This window comes from Ruminococcus sp. RTP21198st1_G1_RTP21198_201120, from assembly GCF_040924265.1.
GTDB lineage: Bacteria > Bacillota > Clostridia > Oscillospirales > Ruminococcaceae > Hominimerdicola > Hominimerdicola aceti.
The window spans coordinates 1-16,526 of the sequence record NZ_JBCOMH010000017.1; the positions used below are offsets into that span (position 1 = coordinate 1).

General features: G+C 41.6%; 16 protein-coding genes. 3 read left to right on the plus strand and 13 right to left on the minus strand.

Annotated elements, in window-relative coordinates:
- Nucleotides 1-129 precede the first annotated feature (129 nt).
- Complete coding sequence (locus tag AB5627_RS11205; protein WP_022286824.1) at nucleotides 130-2,757, minus strand: valine--tRNA ligase; 2,628 nt, start codon at nucleotides 2,755-2,757, stop codon at nucleotides 130-132.
- Between the two features lie 363 nt (nucleotides 2,758-3,120).
- Entirely contained in the window at nucleotides 3,121-4,320 is a 1,200-nt protein-coding gene (locus tag AB5627_RS11210) for a 6-phosphofructokinase (protein ID WP_022286825.1), read from the minus strand.
- Between the two features lie 344 nt (nucleotides 4,321-4,664).
- Here AB5627_RS11210 and AB5627_RS11215 point away from each other — a divergent pair, with 344 nt between their 5' ends.
- Nucleotides 4,665-5,201: an SH3 domain-containing protein gene (locus AB5627_RS11215; RefSeq protein ID WP_022286826.1), complete on the plus strand. Its 537-nt coding sequence runs from the start codon at nucleotides 4,665-4,667 to the stop codon at nucleotides 5,199-5,201.
- A gap of 177 nt (nucleotides 5,202-5,378) precedes the next feature.
- Here the strand turns inward: AB5627_RS11215 and AB5627_RS11220 are convergent, their stop codons facing one another.
- The 5 genes from AB5627_RS11220 to nth all read right to left on the minus strand — a co-directional run bounded on the left by AB5627_RS11220 (nucleotide 5,379) and on the right by nth (nucleotide 7,888).
- A complete protein-coding gene (locus AB5627_RS11220) occupies nucleotides 5,379-5,786 on the minus strand; it encodes a DUF6465 family protein (protein ID WP_022286827.1) in 408 nt (135 codons plus the stop codon).
- Between the two features lie 31 nt (nucleotides 5,787-5,817).
- Nucleotides 5,818-6,093 (minus strand): HU family DNA-binding protein, encoded by a 276-nt coding sequence (locus tag AB5627_RS11225; protein ID WP_022286828.1) that lies wholly within the window; start codon nucleotides 6,091-6,093, stop codon nucleotides 5,818-5,820.
- A gap of 350 nt (nucleotides 6,094-6,443) precedes the next feature.
- On the minus strand, nucleotides 6,444-6,647 hold the full coding sequence (locus AB5627_RS11230) for a hypothetical protein (protein WP_022286829.1): 204 nt from the start codon (nucleotides 6,645-6,647) through the stop codon (nucleotides 6,444-6,446).
- 11 nt (nucleotides 6,648-6,658) lie between these two features.
- Complete coding sequence (locus tag AB5627_RS11235; RefSeq protein ID WP_038670656.1) at nucleotides 6,659-7,195, minus strand: DUF5662 family protein; 537 nt, start codon at nucleotides 7,193-7,195, stop codon at nucleotides 6,659-6,661.
- Between the two features lie 66 nt (nucleotides 7,196-7,261).
- Complete coding sequence (nth, locus tag AB5627_RS11240) at nucleotides 7,262-7,888, minus strand: endonuclease III (RefSeq protein ID WP_117857484.1); 627 nt, start codon at nucleotides 7,886-7,888, stop codon at nucleotides 7,262-7,264.
- Nucleotides 7,889-8,299: 411 nt separating this feature from the next.
- Between nth and gdhA the strand changes: the two genes are divergently transcribed.
- Nucleotides 8,300-9,652, plus strand: coding sequence for an NADP-specific glutamate dehydrogenase (gene gdhA, locus AB5627_RS11245; RefSeq protein WP_265290808.1), 1,353 nt, complete (start codon nucleotides 8,300-8,302; stop codon nucleotides 9,650-9,652).
- A 143-nt stretch (nucleotides 9,653-9,795) separates the two neighbouring features.
- Here gdhA and AB5627_RS11250 read toward each other — a convergent pair whose 3' ends face one another.
- From AB5627_RS11250 to AB5627_RS11260, 3 genes are all read right to left on the minus strand, one after another.
- Nucleotides 9,796-10,563, minus strand: a complete 768-nt coding sequence (locus tag AB5627_RS11250; protein WP_265290847.1) for a uracil-DNA glycosylase family protein — start codon at nucleotides 10,561-10,563, stop codon at nucleotides 9,796-9,798.
- A 2-nt stretch (nucleotides 10,564-10,565) separates the two neighbouring features.
- Nucleotides 10,566-11,606 carry a YafY family protein gene (locus tag AB5627_RS11255; RefSeq protein ID WP_022286522.1) on the minus strand — a complete coding sequence of 347 codons (1,041 nt, stop codon included), beginning with the start codon at nucleotides 11,604-11,606 and terminating at the stop codon, nucleotides 10,566-10,568.
- 738 nt (nucleotides 11,607-12,344) lie between these two features.
- Nucleotides 12,345-13,334, minus strand: coding sequence for a 2-hydroxyacid dehydrogenase (locus tag AB5627_RS11260; protein WP_022286523.1), 990 nt, complete (start codon nucleotides 13,332-13,334; stop codon nucleotides 12,345-12,347).
- Nucleotides 13,335-13,543: 209 nt separating this feature from the next.
- Between AB5627_RS11260 and AB5627_RS11265 the strand changes: the two genes are divergently transcribed.
- Nucleotides 13,544-14,953, plus strand: a complete 1,410-nt coding sequence (locus tag AB5627_RS11265; protein ID WP_022286524.1) for a helix-turn-helix domain-containing protein — start codon at nucleotides 13,544-13,546, stop codon at nucleotides 14,951-14,953.
- A 36-nt stretch (nucleotides 14,954-14,989) separates the two neighbouring features.
- Here the strand turns inward: AB5627_RS11265 and AB5627_RS11270 are convergent, their stop codons facing one another.
- From AB5627_RS11270 to AB5627_RS11280, 3 genes are read right to left on the minus strand one after another with little or no spacing between them, the layout of a single operon-like run.
- Nucleotides 14,990-15,655 carry a sigma-70 family RNA polymerase sigma factor gene (locus AB5627_RS11270; RefSeq protein ID WP_022286525.1) on the minus strand — a complete coding sequence of 222 codons (666 nt, stop codon included), beginning with the start codon at nucleotides 15,653-15,655 and terminating at the stop codon, nucleotides 14,990-14,992.
- A 1-nt stretch (nucleotide 15,656) separates the two neighbouring features.
- Nucleotides 15,657-16,073 (minus strand): anti-sigma F factor, encoded by a 417-nt coding sequence (gene spoIIAB, locus AB5627_RS11275; protein WP_117863155.1) that lies wholly within the window; start codon nucleotides 16,071-16,073, stop codon nucleotides 15,657-15,659.
- A 4-nt stretch (nucleotides 16,074-16,077) separates the two neighbouring features.
- Nucleotides 16,078-16,494: an anti-sigma factor antagonist gene (locus AB5627_RS11280; RefSeq protein WP_022286527.1), complete on the minus strand. Its 417-nt coding sequence runs from the start codon at nucleotides 16,492-16,494 to the stop codon at nucleotides 16,078-16,080.
- Between the last annotated feature and the right edge of the window lie 32 nt (nucleotides 16,495-16,526).

The window sequence follows — 16,526 nt, forward strand, 5'->3', positions numbered from 1 at the left end:
CTGTACCCTTTTTTCAAGATTAGATAGTTCTTTTTTGCTGTGTGATATATTAAAGCCCGTGGGCTTCCATATCGAGGGAATCCACGGGCTTTGTTGCGCTTTTTTTTACAGCGCCATTGATTTTTTATATTACTTTCTTGCTTCCAGAGCGGAGATAGATTCCATTATCTTTGACATCTTCTCCTCTGCCTTTGCAAGCTTTGCCTTTTCGGCTTCGATAAGCTGTTCAGGGGCTTTTGCAAGGAAGCCCTGATTGCTGAGCTTTTTGCTAAGGAAGTCTATATCCTTCTGTGCGTTCTTTCTGTCCTTATCAAGACGTGCAAGCTCCTTGTCAACGTCTATGATATCAGCAAGCGGAATGAAGAATCTTGCACTGTCTGTAACAGCGGCGGCGCAATCCTTTTCCTCACACTTGTCTGTAATGATGACCTCAGATGCAGAAGCAAGTCTTTCAAAGAACATTACGCCCTGTGAGAATACTTCCGGCTGTGCAGTTTCAATATAAAGCTTTGCCTTTACAGACGGCGGAACGTTCATTTCACCACGGCAGTTTCTTATGCTCTTTATGCCTGCGATTATCTTCTCAAATGTTGCTTCTTCGTCGGCAAATTCAAGCTTTTCGTCATATACAGGATAATCCTGAACCATGATAGCTGTGCCGTCATTTACGAGAGCCTGCCAGATCTCCTCGGTGATATAAGGCATGAATGGGTGGAGCATTTTAAGCATTCCTTTCATTACCCACACGAGAACTGCCTGTGCTGTGGCTTCTGTTTCACCGCCTGCGGCTATTCTTGGCTTTGTAAGCTCGATATACCAATCGCAATAGATATCCCAGATAAAGTCATAAAGCTTTGAAACTGCTACGCCAAGCTCGAACTTATCAAGATTATCGTTTACTTCCTTTGCAAGAGTATTGAACTTTGATATTACCCACTTATCCTCAACATTGAGGTTTTCAGGGAGCTTATCAGCCTTGAAATCGTCAGGAAGATTCATCATGATGAATCTTGCGGCGTTCCATATCTTATTGGCAAAGTTTCTTGAGGACTTTACCTTATCCTCGATAAATCTCATATCGTTTCCAGGTGCGTTGCCTGTTGCGAGCATAAATCTCAGGGCATCTGCGCCGTACTGGTCGATGATAACAAGCGGGTCGATACCGTTGCCAAGAGATTTTGACATCTTTCTGCCCTGTGAATCTCTAACAAGACCATGGATAAGAACAGTATCAAAAGGCTTCTGCTTCATGTTCTCCATGCCTGCAACTATCATTCTGGATACCCAGAAAGGAATGATATCATAGCCTGTTACGAGAGTGTTTGTTGGATAGAAATACTCAAGCTCCTCTGTCTTGTCAGGCCAGCCGAGAGTTGAGAACGGCCACAGTGCTGATGAGAACCATGTATCAAGTGTGTCAGGATCCTGACGCATTTCCTTGCCGCACTTAGGGCAACAAGCATGGTCTTCCTTTGTTACCACAGTTTCACCGCAATCGTCGCAATAAAATGCCGGTATCTGATGACCCCACCAAAGCTGACGTGAGATACACCAATCTCTGATATCGTTCATCCAGTTAAGGTAGTTCTTCTCAAATCTTTCAGGAACAAACTTGATAGAGCCGTCCTCAACAGCCTTTATTGCAGGCTTTGCAAGCTCGTCCATTTTAACGAACCACTGGAGGGATACTCTTGGCTCGACAGTTGTTCCACAGCGGTAGCAAGTACCTACATTATGCTCGTGGTCTTCAACATAAGCAAGGAAACCGCCCTTTTCAAGATCTTCGACTATCTTCTTTCTTGCCTCGTATCTATCCATGCCTGCATACTCAGGATAATCGTCAACTATCTTTGCGTCCTCAGTAAGAACGTTGATAACAGGCAAGTTATGTCTTTTACCGACTTCAAAGTCGTTAGGGTCATGGGCTGGAGTTATTTTTACAACGCCTGTACCAAACTCCATATCAACATAGCTGTCGGCAACGACAGGTATCTCTCTGCCAACAAGCGGCAGTGTGAGTGTCTTACCTACGATATCCTTATATCTTTCGTCCTTTGGATTTACTGCAACGGCAGTATCGCCCAGGAGCGTTTCAGGACGTGTTGTAGCAAGCTCTACATATCCGCTTCCGTCTGTTAGAGGATATTTAAGATGCCAGAAGTGACCAGCCTGATCTTCATACTCAACCTCTGCGTTTGAGATAGATGTACGGCAATGCGGGCACCAGTTTATTATTCTTTCGCCTCTATAGATAAGTCCCTTATTATAGTAGTTTATGAAAACTTCCTTTACAGCCTTTGAACAGCCCTCGTCCATTGTGAAACGCTCTCTGTCCCAATCGCAGGAAGAGCCGAGCTTTTTAAGCTGCTCAACTATTCTGCCGCCGTATTTCTTTTTCCAATCCCATGCTCTTTCAAGGAAACCGTCCCTGCCGATATCATCCTTTGTAAGACCCTCTTTACGCATAGCTTCAACTATCTTTGCTTCTGTTGCGATAGAAGCGTGGTCTGTACCAGGTATCCACTCTGCGGCATATCCGCTCATTCTCTTCCAGCGGATAAGTATATCCTGCAAAGTTTCATCAAGGGCATGACCCATATGGAGCTGTCCTGTGATGTTCGGTGGTGGGATAACTATACAGTATGGCTCTTTCTTGGAATCAGGCTCAGCGTGGAAAAATCCGCCGTCAAGCCAATATTTGTAGATCTTATCTTCTACCTTATTAGGCTCATAAAGCTTTGAAAGCTCTTTTTTCATTATAAAACAATTCCTTTCGCAAATATTTTTTCTATCACAGTATCGTGGCAAGACCAAGAGGCATTGCCTTTTTGCCGTCAGACTCGTGTCTTAGGCTGTCTGCGAAACGGAACTGTGAATTTCATTTGAAAGCTGAATTTGAGATCACACATTATATTCTTTCCTTTCCGCATGATATGGCATTACTGCACCTATTATAATATTATCTCACTTTTGCACCGAATTGTCAAGGGCTGATGACGGTATGGAACGAAAAAAGCAGAACAGCTTGAAACTGCTCTGCTGAGAGTGTTGAAAAAGACTTAAACAAGCGGGACGTCGAGGGCGCCGTCCCCTACAACTTGCATAAAAACGAATTTACACTTACAGCTTGAAATGAACGGGCATACCGTTTTTCATTGCTATTTTTACCTCGCCTTGGATAAGTGGCAGGAAGTATCTTACGGCTTCCGGATTTACGTCATTGCCGTCCTCGCTTAACCACTGGGCAGGGAAGAATTTTTCCTTATTTGCAGCATCATGGGCGTCAACGCTGTCAACGGTCACAACATAAGGCACGTCGCTGATACGCTTGAATATCATCATTTTACCTGTTTTCCCTGCAAGAGCCGCTTTTACGCCTGCTGAGCCTATTTCCTCGGCTTCGTCTATATCCGTCTTTGAGCAGATATGAGAAGAACATCTCTGCATAACGTTAAGTTCAATAGAACGGACTTTACAGCCGATATTCTCTTTAACGAGCTGTTCAAGTGTCTTTCCTATGCCAGAGAGATACTCGTGACCGAAATTATCCACAACTCTCGGCTTATTTTCCTCGCCCTTAAGCTTTACGCCCTCGGAAACTGCGATGATAACGGCTTTGTGCTTTGCCATTTGATTTCTTATGTCCTCGAGGAACTTTTCGGCGGTAAAGTTATTTTCAGGGAGATAGATAAGGTGAGGGGCTATCTCGTCATTTGCTCTGAGTACGCAGGTGGAAGCTGTGAGCCAGCCAGCGTGTCTGCCCATTATCTCAACGATAGTGACGGACTCGATAGAATAAACCGAGCTGTCACGGATTATCTCCTGAACCGTTGCGGCAACATACTTTGCGGCAGAGCCGAAGCCTGGTGTATGGTCTGTTACAGGCAGATCGTTATCTATAGTCTTTGGTATGCCTATAACTCTTATCTTTGAATTTCTTGCCGCAAGATAATCGGAAAGCTTTGCCACGGTATCCATAGAATCGTTTCCTCCGATATAAAAGAAAGCTTCTATCCTATGCTTTTCAAGGCAGTTCAAGATACGCTCATATGTTTCACCGCCCTCCTCAACATCAGGAAGTTTATAACGGCATGAGCCGAGAACTGTTGACGGTGTCTGTCTTAGAAGCTCCATATCCTCGTTTGTTTTTATAACAAGCTTAAGATCTATGAGCTGGTCGTTTATGATACCCTCGATACCATTGAGCGAGCCGAAAACGGCGTCTATCTGTGGTGTTTTCACAGCCTGTTTGAAAACTCCCACCAATGAAGCGTTGATAGCGCAGGTAGGTCCTCCTGATTGTGCAACGGCAATATTCATTATCATCAATCTCCTTACAGCTTACTGAGAATATTAAAATTCTCATATTTGTTATTATTATAGCATATTATATATACAAATAAAAGGGTTATGAAAATTTATTAACATATTTTTTCCCTTTGTAACAAAACAAGCCTTCAATAAAACGTTATATCTATCCACTTTGATAATTTTCACATCTATTACATAAAAACGCCTCCCGATTTACACCATATTGTTATAAAGTAAATGTAAATCGTAACCGAATTTTAATTGACAGAACAGTTTATATTTTGTATAATTAAAGATATAGACACGAAATGTGTCGAACTCTAGTCAATGAACCGAAAGGAAGAATATAAATAATGCCTGACAACAGAAACAATAAAGGCTACTATCGTCCTGAACAGAATCGCAGACCTCAGCAGCAAGAAGGCTCCACTTGGCTCACTCCTACTGTAAAGGGAATAATAGCGATACTGCTGACTGTACTTGTGGTAGCCATAGTAATAATGATATTTGCAAAAACTCTTTTTGTGAACACCAACACCACTCCGAAAAAGACCGGTACGATAACTTCTACGGAATACATTCCGCCAAAGACCACCACAACTTCGGAAGAGCCACAGAAAACATCTAAAAAGTCCAAAAAGGCCACTGAGCCTGACGAAGATCCATATGACGGTGATAAGGATGACAACGGTGACGCTGTTGGTGATATCCAGTGCATAAGTGCAGTTTATCTCCACCCACAGCCTACATCGAGCAGTGAAAATCTTCTTACTATCCCATCGGGTGCGACCTGCAAATACTACCGCAACGAAAACGGCTGGTATTATGTTGAATATAATGGCACAAAGGGCTACGCATGGCAGACATTCTTCTCGACACCACCACAGTAATGTGTTTTACGATTTCTTAAATAACGCAGAAAGTGCAGCATGGAAATATGCTGCACTTTCTGTTTATATACGCAAAAAAGCGGAGGTGTTGTCCTCCGCTTGATGTAGCTTATCATACAGATAGAACGTGTTAAATAGCGGGCGAACGCTGTTCGCCCCTACACACAAATGTTACAATTAGAGTTCTACCTTATAGTCCTCTGAGCCTACACCCTTTACAGTGTAGTAAGCAACGCCCTCTTCAGGCTTGATGTATACTGAAACTGTCTTTGGTGTTCTGTGACCCTTTGCCTTGTAGTCAGCCTTTGCAGCAGCCACTACAGCTTCAACATTTATCTCTCCGCCTGCGAACTGAACGAATACCTCGTCCTTTATCTCAGCCTCAACTGCTTTCTTTACAGTTTCCTTCTTTGCCTTTGTTGCCTTTGCTGCGGTCTTTACTGCCTTTTCTGCCGTCTTGACAGCTTTCTTTGCTGTTTCCTTTACTGCTGCGCCTGTCTTTTCAGCGGCAGACTTTACCTCAGCCTTGACTTCCTTTACAGCTTCTTCTGCCTTCTTGTCAGCGGTGATCTTCTTTTCAGCCATTGTAAAACCTCTCCTTTAAAAGTGTTACTAATTACTTATCCACAGCCTCTTTAAGAGCCTTGCCTGCCTTGAATGCAGGAACCTTCTTTGCAGGAACATGGATAGGCTTCTTTGTTGCAGGATTGATAGAATCCTTAGCTGCACGATCTCTTACCTCAAATGCACCAAAACCTACGATAGATACCTTTTCGCCCTTTACAAGTGCCTCTGTGATAGTTTCTGTTACAGCCGCAAGTGCCTGCTCTGCTTCCTTTTTAGAATAGCCGCCCTTTTCTGCTATTGCGGATATCAGATCATTTTTTGTCATTTTGAATCTACCTCCGTTATAATTTTTTACATTGTTTTTATGCTGTTATTATAACGTATTTGACCCCTATTGTCAAATAAATTGCCCGATTTTGCGTGCTTTCTTGCAATCTTTGTAGCTTTACATAAAAAAGAGGCATAGTCGCCGCTTGATTTTTGTACTTATTCACACGTTGGAAATAGTATTTATAATTTAGCCATAATTAACTTTCGATCAGCATCATTATTTTTTTATAAACGCCTATTTTTCGCACTTTGTAAAAGTCACCCATAAAATATTCTTACATATATTTCATCTCAAAGTTCATTAAATATTTACATTCTTTTATATATTCTCTCATGCAACATAATTCATTTTTTCAATCCGTATTTTTCATAAAAAGCCTCAACATCGCTGTCGCTTTTCACAAGCTCGGGATACATTATCTCACGAGTGTTGCGGTTATAAAATCCGATAGTTTTCTCGCCTGTGCAGGTGCTTGACATTATTTTTATCTCCATTCCCCTGCACTCCTCAGGGACGGGCTTGACAGTTTTCTTTTTGAAAATTTCCATGGAAACTCCCCCTAATATTTTTTCAAACGTCTTATATAAGCGAAAGTGTAGTCCTCGCCTTTATCACGAAGCATTGTAAGAAGCTTCTCCAAAAGGTCTGATGTTTCAGGGTGGATGGCTCTTGTTTTTTTCGCTCTTAAAAAGTACGCAAGAGGTGCACCGTCGTCGTATTTGTCTTTCATATATATCTTGCTTGCGGCAACTCTGTCGCAGAACATTTCTTTCACATATTTAAGGGGCATTTTCACAGGGGTCATCAACTTAGTCCGCAGGTCATAGTCCGTCCAATATTCAAAGTGATGCTTATTTCTTCCCTTGTGATGCATCCAGCCGTAAGAAAATCCGTATTCTTCACGCTCTGCTTCATGGGGCGAACGTGTGCCTTGATAATATTTACAGCCCTTGAGAAACTCCTCCGGGGAATATTTTGAAAGGTCATGCCTCAGACCCTGCCACAAAATGCCTGCCTTATAGCAGTTTTTTATCACTCCGTGGCGATGTCTTGTAATGGTCTTGAAATGCTCCCATGCCTTTATCAAAACGCTCATCTCCTCTGCATTTCATCTTGTGACCTTATTATACTACTTTTGCTTTATTATTTCAACAGCCCGCGGTCATTTTCTGCTGCCGCAGATATCAAGCAGAGGACACTCGCTGCAGCGTTCTCCCCTTGCCTTGCAGTATTCACGTCCGAACAGTACAAGGCGGTGACAGAAATCCGAGGATCTCTCAGGGGGAAGTATCTTTCTCAGATCCTCTTCCACCTTTGCAGGCTCTTTATTTTTTGTAAGCCCAAGTCTGCCGCATATCCTTATACAGTGGGTATCCGTCACCACCGCAGGCTTATGAAAAACATCTCCCATAACAAGATTTGCCGTCTTTCTGCCTATGCCTGCAAGGGTAGTGAGCTTTTCTATGGTATCAGGTATCTCACCGCCGAAATTATCCATTATCTGTCTGCACATTGCTACGATAGAGCGAGCTTTTGTTTTATACAGACCACATGGGCGTATTATCTCCTCGATATCAGCAACATCTGCGTTAGCAAAATCCTCAATGGTCTTATATTTTGCAAAAAGCTCTTTCGTGACGATATTCACCCTTGCGTCTGTACACTGTGCAGAAAGCCTGCCTGCTATCATAAGCTCGTGGGGCTTTTTATAGTCAAGGGAGCATATGCCCTCGGGGTAGACCTGCTCCAGCCTTTCCACTATCATTTGTGCACGTTCTTTCTTTGTCATCGGTACTGCTCCTTTGTTTATAAGTGCTTTATTACTTTATATTGTACACTTTTTTGCAGGATTCGTCAACCAAAATTTCATATCAGGGACGATATTTCAGCGGGTTTGTGCGTTATATCGGCATAAAAAATGCGTTTTGTCATTTTTGTGGGCTGAAACAGCTTTGGTCACAGTGCACTGATTTGTCGACATTTCACGGAAATTTTACACGAATTATGAATTTATAATCGTGATTTTACTTCACATTTCAAAAAAAGGCTATGATTTTTATACAATTTCAATAAAATTATGAAATTTTGCATTTTACTACTTGCAAATTGCAAAATAGTGTGCTATAATAAGTAGGTGATGTGCGGAATGAGTAAAAAAAGCCGTGCACAAATTATAATTTATAAGATGGGAGTTTTAATAATGGCTTTGAACAATGCGTATCTTGAAAGCGTTTATGAGAAGGTTGAGAAGAGAAATCCCGGCGAAAAGGAATTCCTCCAGGCAGTATATGAGGTACTGGAAAGCCTCATTCCTGTTGTAGAAAAGAGACCTGACCTTGTTGAGGCAGGTATAATCGACAGAATAGTTGAGCCAGAAAGACAGATCATTTTCCGTATTCCTTGGGTAGATGACAATGGCAAGGTACAGGTAAACAGAGGTTTCAGAGTTCAGTTCAATTCTGCTATAGGACCATACAAGGGCGGTATCAGACTTCACCCTTCAGTATGTGCATCAGTAATCAAGTTCCTCGGCTTCGAGCAGATCTTCAAGAACAGCCTTACAGGTCTTCCTATCGGCGGCGGTAAGGGTGGTTCAGACTTCGATCCTAAGGGCAAGTCTGACGGAGAAGTTATGAGATTCTGCCAGAGCTTCATGACAGAGCTTTGCAAGCACATCGGTGCTGACACAGACGTTCCAGCAGGCGATATCGGTACTGGTGCAAGAGAGATCGGCTATATGTTCGGTCAGTACAAGAGAATCAGAAACGAGTTCACAGGCGTTCTTACAGGTAAGGGTCTTTCATACGGCGGATCACTTGCAAGAACAGAGGCTACTGGTTATGGTCTTTGCTACTACACATCTGAGATGATCAAGTGCATGAAGAATGAAACATTCGCAGGCAAGACAGTTGTTATCTCTGGTTCTGGTAACGTTGCTATCTACGCTACAGAGAAGGCTACAGAGCTGGGCGGCAAGGTAGTTGCACTTTCTGACTCTAACGGTTATGTATACGATCCAAACGGCATCAACCTCGATGTTGTTAAGCAGATCAAGGAAGTTGAGAGAGGCAGAATCAAGGAGTATGTAAACAGAGTACAGGGTGCTGAGTACCATGAGGGCTGCAGCGGCATTTGGACTATCAAGTGCGACATCGCTCTCCCATGCGCTACACAGAACGAGATCAACGAAGAGTCAGCTAAGGCTCTCGTAGCTAACGGTGTATTTGCTGTTGCTGAGGGTGCTAATATGCCTTCAACTCCAGAGGCTATCGCTGTATTCCAGAATGCAGGTGTTCTCTTTGGACCAGCTAAGGCTGCTAACGCAGGCGGTGTTGCTACATCAGCTCTTGAGATGTCACAGAACAGCGAGAGACTTTCTTGGACATTCGAGGAAGTTGACGCTAAACTCAAGAACATCATGACAAACATCTTCCACAACTCATACAATGCAGCTAAGGAGTACGGTCTTGAAGGCAACCTCGTTGCAGGTGCTAACATCGCAGGTTTCCTGAAGGTCGCTGACGCAATGAAGTGGCAGGGCATAGCTTACTAATATAAGCGTATAAACAAAGCTATATACGAAGCGGACAGTCAACTGACTGTCCGCTTTTTTATATCATATATGATGCGTCAAAAATAGAACATCCCCCTATCAGCGTCTTAGTGTCACGCTGATAGGGGGAACATATTCAATATTTACTTTTTCGTATCTATGTTTATCTTAATATAATCTATTACATTTTCTATTTCATTTTTATTGTTTGTACCCTTTCTCATGTTTAAAAATTTCGGATGATATGTCCAGAAAGCAGACTCAACAGAACTATATTTCTCTAATTTATCCGTTATGTTCACGATCGGCTTCGATTGTTTTTTAGTGAGCATGGGTTTGTCATCGAAAGAAGTTCCAAGAGCATATCCCATTGTTTTGTAATAACGAGGTCCTGTAAGGAAAATAATAACTGCTGGGTTTATTATCTCTATTTCCCTTTCAAATATTGACGACTTATCATTTAGATATTTTTTATTGAGAACTTTTTCACATTCGTCTTTTAGTCGTTTTGTTTTCCCTTTTGAAATGAGATGTAGTTTATCAATATTAGTCCAGTATATGCTATAATCAGTAAAACCGCAAACAAACCTCCAAAAAGGTGAATTGACTTTACTGTATGTCTGATTTTTCAAATATTTCTTACAACCCAATTGCTTCGACATGAATCCGATGCTCCACATCTGATATTCTTTTAGTGATTTACCATAGTCATTCAAACCTCTTGCTTCCTGACCCACGATCATAATGTTTTTCTTTCCCGCACCAAAATTATCACACACACCTCCTATAAAAGGTCTGGAAAATGTATAATTCATAGATGGCGTCACTTCTGAAGCAACCTTATTATACCAAGACGTAAATGCGTCCAGTAACTCCTCATTTATCTTTTTTACAGTTTCATTCTCTGCCATACCTACTCCTCCCCATATTTCAAAATAATGTCCCTAGCCACTGATACAACTCTGTCCGCCACGCTTTGAGGCTTGATTATTTTAACAAACTGACTATACTGCATAGTCCAATAAAACAGGGCGTTTTCATTGACCTTTAGTGATATTACGCATTTGTCATTGCTTTCTGACAACACGTTAAAGCCCTTACCAAACCAATCGATTATCTGCCCTATAAGGAAACGATCTACCTCAAGCTCTGCATTCACTGTCTCCCCACTGAACATATAAATATGGTCTTTCATGTATTTTGAAAGGTCAAAGCCATGGCTGTTGCCTGCCGTTTTTCGTATATCCTTCTGCGGCATATCTATCAACTGTATTTCCAGTATTTTATCGACCCGAAAATTTGCGATATTATCATATTTGTCAACATTGCAAATAAGGTAGTACCTGCCGTTTGCGGTCACTGTGTAATATGGATTAATTATATATTTGTCAGTTTTCTTCGGGTGCAGTTTTTTATCTGTTCCATATTCGCAGTATAAAAATTCTATCTGCTTTTTCTCCTCTATTGCCTGATTAAGCAACTCGACAGTATAAAGCACCTGTGCATTTTCTGTATGCCCAATAGTTTCATAATTCACTGAACCTTTAATTCTATTTTCAGCAAATGGACTTGACTGTTTTTCAATTTTGCTAATAAGTCTCTCCGTTTCTCTACCCGTAACATACCTTGAGAACAGCAAGCCGTCAGAAATAAGCTTTACCTCACTCGGCTCCAATGTGTGATTATAATATATATCGGTGATAATCACATTCACATCATCAACAGATTTCTGCGAACCATTTTTGCGCTCTATTTCTGTATATTCAATATCGAACCCAAACTCAATCAAATTCATAAGATTTCGCTTTACAGTTTTTCTGTCACAGGTAAGTTCAAAATCAGTTTGCAAGTATTCCTGTATATTTTTCTGCGTCAGCCTATGATCAACGTCAGAATGCCGTTTTATTACTTCCAGCGTCATTATAAGATTATTTTTTACAGGCTGTCTGCCCATACTTATCATCTCCTGTCTACGTATTTAATGCCAAACACGATGCGGTATTAGTTACTCATCTTTATTATATTGTACCGAGTTGCGTAGGACAAGTCAATGGATATGAGATGTTTTTCAGAATAAAATCAATGATTTTGTAGACATTTACAAATTTACAAATATGTTTTTGGCTACTATTAAAATCACAGAAAACTATCACAGCCTTTTCCCATACTATCGTATATCTCTTTACGAAGTTCTCTAAGTTTGGATTCACATTTGGCGATACTGTTAGTGTATGGAGATTTTTCTTTAAGTTCATTTGTAATATCATTAATTCACTTTTGAAATTCTTTATTCCGCTCTTGTATTTTGTCTGCTGTTTTTGCAAATTCTTTAAAAAAATTGATTATTCTTCGCATATTTCCATTGGCTGATGATCCCATTTCTATGTAAAAAGGAACGTTATTTCTGATCAAGCATATTGCATATTTTGACTTTTCAAGGTTGTTTCCGTCATATTCACGCTTTTTAAACCCTGCAAAAATTTTGTTATATGCCTCTTCAATTTTCCATATTCTGTCCTGATCTGACAGTGTGTTTGCTGTACCCTTTTTTCAAGATCAGATGGTTTTTTTTGCTGTGTGATATATTAAAGCCCGTGGACTTCCATATTGAGGAAACCCATGGGCTTTGTTGTACGTTTTTTACAGCGCTTTTTTTATATCATGCCAGACTTATGGGAATGTTCCCGTAGGTCTATTTGACCTGATTTTCTTTTATTATCCTGCCACTCTCAAAAGCACAAGCATTCTCAAGCGTTGTGCGGCTTATGGCGGCTAGGGCTTCTTCGGTGAAAAAGCCCTGATGAGAGGTGACGATAACGTTAGGAAAAGACAGAAGCCTTGCGGTCACGGAGCTTTCTAGGATATCCTCCTGTCGGTTTTCAAAGACGTTCTCCGTTTCTTCCTCATAAACGTCAAGACCCACTCCGTGGAATTTTCTGCTTCTGATACCTTTTATAAGGTCTTCGGTATTCACAAGCGCACCTCGGGAGGTATTTACGAAAACAACATTCTCTTTCATAAGGGAGATAGTTTCAGTATTGATAAGATGATAGCTTGCCTCTGTCAGCGGGCAATGGAGCGAGATAAGGTCGCTTTCCCGCAGGACTTCGCTAAGGGGATAATATTTCACAAAATCAAGGTCGGGGTTTTGATAAACGTCATAAGCTATAACACGCATACCAAAGCCGTGGCATATCTTGCACATTGCCGCACCTATCCTGCCTGTGCCTATTATACCAGCGGTCTTGCCATGAAAATCAAGTCCCATAAGACCATTCAGGCTGAAATTGTTCTCTCTTACCTTTATATAGCCCTTGTGTATTCTTCTTGTTACTGCAAGCGCAAGCGCCACGGCGTGTTCTGCCACGGCTTCTGGAGAATACCCAGGCACTCTAAGCACTGTTATGCCGTATTTATCGGCGGCTTTTATATCAACATTATTATAGCCTGCACATCGCATAAGAAGAAGTTTTACACCGTGTTCATGGAGCCGTCTAAGCACTGAGCCTGTTATCGTTGAGCTTACAAAGGCACACACGCCCTCACAGCCCTCGGCAAGCCTTGCTGTGTCTTCCGACAAGTCGGCTTCAAGGTAAACGCTTTCTATATCTGGATAGTTTTTTCGCTGCTTTTCAAATGAATCTATATCATACTGCTTTGCGTCATAGAATATTATTTTCATGGAAACTCCTCCAAATTTTAAAGTATTTCATTTTACGCTTGTATTTTTTGCAGCTGTTTATAAAAATATACGGTTTTTGCCTTAATAAGATAAAATTATCAAAGGTTGACAATTGTGCATAAATAGGATATAATATAGGTATCGGTATGTAAAAATATACTTTAAATATACTTTAAATGCCTGTTTTCTACAGAAAGGATATGATGCCAATGTCACAATTTTCGGAACTTCTCAGAGAATACATAAAGAAAAAAGATATTACTATAAAAGCCCTTGCCGAAAAATGTGGTATCGACAGAACATATCTTCATAAGATACTCAAAGGTGAAAGGAAAGTGCCAAGCGTAGATTTTGTAGAAAATATAAGCTTGCAGCTCATGCTTTCCACAGAGGATAAAAGCAGGCTCATGGAGCTTTATAACATTTCTGAGATGGGGGAAGATGTCTACAATCGCCGTAAGCAGGTGTCAAAGATAATACACGATATGGCAAACACCAACATGGAAGATCCTGACGCTCTGACTTTCAAGACAGAAGTTGATATTGACTCTGTGCCTGAGATATCCATCTACACCGACAAACGTGAGCTTAGAAAAAACCTGCAGGTGCTTATATGCAGCGATGTTCATAATGGTTCTGACATTCAGGTCATCGCTCAGCCAACAGAGTTTCTTACCAATCTGTTGTCCATTGCCGCAGAAGGCAGCGAGTCTGCCATAAACCATCTGTTCTTCTTTGACAACACCTCAGGTGAAAAAAACACCGCAAAATACAATCTGGATATTTTTCCGTTCATATGTCACCTTGCGCAAAAGCATGAAAAATATGAGGCTTTTTATTATTATGAGGGTGCGTCGGCATATTTCAACTCCACGAACATCATGCCAAACATAATGATAACGAATAATTTTCTGATCAGAACAGACAGCGATTATTGCGAGGGCGTTATATACAGATCTAAGCCTATGGTAGAATTTTATATGCGGCAGTTTGAAAAGTTCAAGACAAAATGTGCAAAGCTTCTCGACCACGCCGTGGATATCTTGGAATATGTTTACTTTTGGTACGATGACAACGCAAATTTCATCGGCGTGGATTTTCAGCCATGCACCATGCTTTGTCTTACAGAGGATATATACAACGCCCATGCACTTTTGCCAGCTGACGCAAAGAAATTTGTAAAAGCAAAGCTCACCATGGGCAAGAAGGCTCTTTCTGAACACAAATTTGTAAATCTGTTCAGTGAAAAGGGCCTTGCAGAGTTTATGACGACGGGAGAGATTTTTGAGCTTCCGAGAAATTCATATACTTTTCCCACTCTTGCAGAACGCAAGATAATGCTACAGATAATGATATCGCTTTGTGAAAACGGCATGGCAGACTACAGGATAATAAAGAACGACTATTTTGCGGTGTCGAAAAATCTTTGTATCAACATTTCTGACAACACAAGTCTTAACATCATTGCCAGAAACAACTGCTTCTCTGATTTTTCTTATTTGAAGATAAGCGAAACGAGCCTTGTTCAAGCTTTCTGGGATTATTTTCAGCACTTTATAGATTCTGACGCTGTTTGCTCACATGAAGAAACTATCGAGATACTCAGGTCTTATTTGTAAAAAATGGGCGACCAAAAGCCGCCCACTGTAATGATATTATTTAAGCTGTTCACGCATTAAAGTGAGCAGCTTTTTTTCACGTCTTGACACCTGCACCTGCGACATACCAAGTTGTTTTGCCGTTTCCATCTGAGTTTTATTCTGAAAATATCTCAGATATATAAGCTTTCTATCCTCCGCTTCAAGGGAAGCTATGACCTGACGGAGAGAGAGCCTGTCAGCAATTTCTATGTCAGGAGCATCAACAGGGATATCTATTTGTCCGTGGCGGTCGTCTTCATCTGAGCTTTCAGTAAGACTAACAGGGGGCAGGGCGACGTTCATGGCTAGAGTAACGGCTTCTTCGCTTTCTCCTGACAGCTCACAAAGCTCGCTTACTGTAGGTTCTCTCCCCTGCTGTATGGAAAATCGCTCACGCTCTCTTACAAGGCGCATGGAAAGCTCTTTTATGCTCCGTGACACTTTTATCGTGCCACCGTCACGGAAAAGCCTTTTTATCTCCCCTAATATCACTGGCACTGCATAGGTGGAGAATTTCACACCACGGTCGCTGTCAAAGGCTTTCGCAGCTTTTACAAGACCTATACAGCCTGCACCGTAGAGGTCGTCATACTCTATGCCACGGTTGCGGAAGCGGTTTGCGCACAGGTGAACAAGCCCCAGATTTTCTTCTGCAAGAGGGGTCTCGACTATGCTGCTCATTTTATACTCTTTCTTTCAAGGTTTTTTCAAGGATAAGGGTAGTTCCTTCTCCAAGCTTGCTGCGCACCTTCACTTTATCCATAAAGCTTTCCATGACCGCAAAGCCAAGGCCTGCTCTTTCCTCCTCAGGTGCAGTGGTGAAAAGCGGCTGCATGGCCTGCTCGATATCGGCGATACCGCAGCCCTTATCCCTTATTTTTATGTAGACGTGTCTGTTCTCGAATATCCTTATCTGCATGAATATCTCCCCTAGGGTGTTTCGGTATCCGTGGACAATGGCGTTTGTGACTCCCTCTGACACTGCGGTCTTGACATCTGCAAGCTCGTCGATCTGAGGGTCAAGCTGAGTAAGGAAACCGCTGACTGCAACTCTAGCAAAGCGCTCATTTTCAGAATAGCTGGGAAAACTGACTTTCATTTCATTAAGGGGTTTTCGTTTCAATTTTATCACTCTCCTTTGTTTTGTCATCGGGGCTTTCATTCTGTTCCTGAGCTGCTTTCTTCTCTTGTATATACGGGGCAATATCCGTGACTATCTTTGTGAGTCTGTGCATACCTGCAAGCTGCAAGACCTTTCGGATATAAGCAGGAGGCGACGCCACTATCACCTCGCCACCCATTTCTGACATTATCCTGTATCTGCCCATAACAAGTCCGATGCCTGAGCTATCCATAAAAGTCACCTGAGAATAGTCGAGGATAAGGGTAAGAGGGTTATGGCTTCTAATGGCTTTATCTATCTCTCCCCTGAAATATTTTGCTGTATGGTGGTCGATATCGCCGCATATCTCTGCCACAAGAGTTCTGGCTGACGGATAGTTTTTTATCTCCACATTCATGCTTTATCATTCCTTTCATCTTTTCGTTTTAT

Bases quoted from the DNA above. Each gene is read 5' to 3' on its own strand.
- AB5627_RS11205 (WP_022286824.1), bottom strand. From the start codon at position 2,757: ATGAAAAAAGAGCTTTCAAAGCTTTATGAGCCTAATAAGGTAGAAGAT.
- AB5627_RS11210 (WP_022286825.1), bottom strand. From the start codon at position 4,320: ATGAATATTGCCGTTGCACAATCAGGAGGACCTACCTGCGCTATCAAC.
- AB5627_RS11215 (WP_022286826.1), top strand. From the start codon at position 4,665: ATGCCTGACAACAGAAACAATAAAGGCTACTATCGTCCTGAACAGAAT.
- AB5627_RS11220 (WP_022286827.1), bottom strand. From the start codon at position 5,786: ATGGCTGAAAAGAAGATCACCGCTGACAAGAAGGCAGAAGAAGCTGTA.
- AB5627_RS11225 (WP_022286828.1), bottom strand. From the start codon at position 6,093: ATGACAAAAAATGATCTGATATCCGCAATAGCAGAAAAGGGCGGCTAT.
- AB5627_RS11230 (WP_022286829.1), bottom strand. From the start codon at position 6,647: ATGGAAATTTTCAAAAAGAAAACTGTCAAGCCCGTCCCTGAGGAGTGC.
- AB5627_RS11235 (WP_038670656.1), bottom strand. From the start codon at position 7,195: ATGAGCGTTTTGATAAAGGCATGGGAGCATTTCAAGACCATTACAAGA.
- nth (WP_117857484.1), bottom strand. From the start codon at position 7,888: ATGACAAAGAAAGAACGTGCACAAATGATAGTGGAAAGGCTGGAGCAG.
- gdhA (WP_265290808.1), top strand. From the start codon at position 8,300: ATGGCTTTGAACAATGCGTATCTTGAAAGCGTTTATGAGAAGGTTGAG.
- AB5627_RS11250 (WP_265290847.1), bottom strand. From the start codon at position 10,563: ATGGCAGAGAATGAAACTGTAAAAAAGATAAATGAGGAGTTACTGGAC.
- AB5627_RS11255 (WP_022286522.1), bottom strand. From the start codon at position 11,606: ATGGGCAGACAGCCTGTAAAAAATAATCTTATAATGACGCTGGAAGTA.
- AB5627_RS11260 (WP_022286523.1), bottom strand. From the start codon at position 13,334: ATGAAAATAATATTCTATGACGCAAAGCAGTATGATATAGATTCATTT.
- AB5627_RS11265 (WP_022286524.1), top strand. From the start codon at position 13,544: ATGTCACAATTTTCGGAACTTCTCAGAGAATACATAAAGAAAAAAGAT.
- AB5627_RS11270 (WP_022286525.1), bottom strand. From the start codon at position 15,655: ATGAGCAGCATAGTCGAGACCCCTCTTGCAGAAGAAAATCTGGGGCTT.
- spoIIAB (WP_117863155.1), bottom strand. From the start codon at position 16,073: ATGAAAGTCAGTTTTCCCAGCTATTCTGAAAATGAGCGCTTTGCTAGA.
- AB5627_RS11280 (WP_022286527.1), bottom strand. From the start codon at position 16,494: ATGAATGTGGAGATAAAAAACTATCCGTCAGCCAGAACTCTTGTGGCA.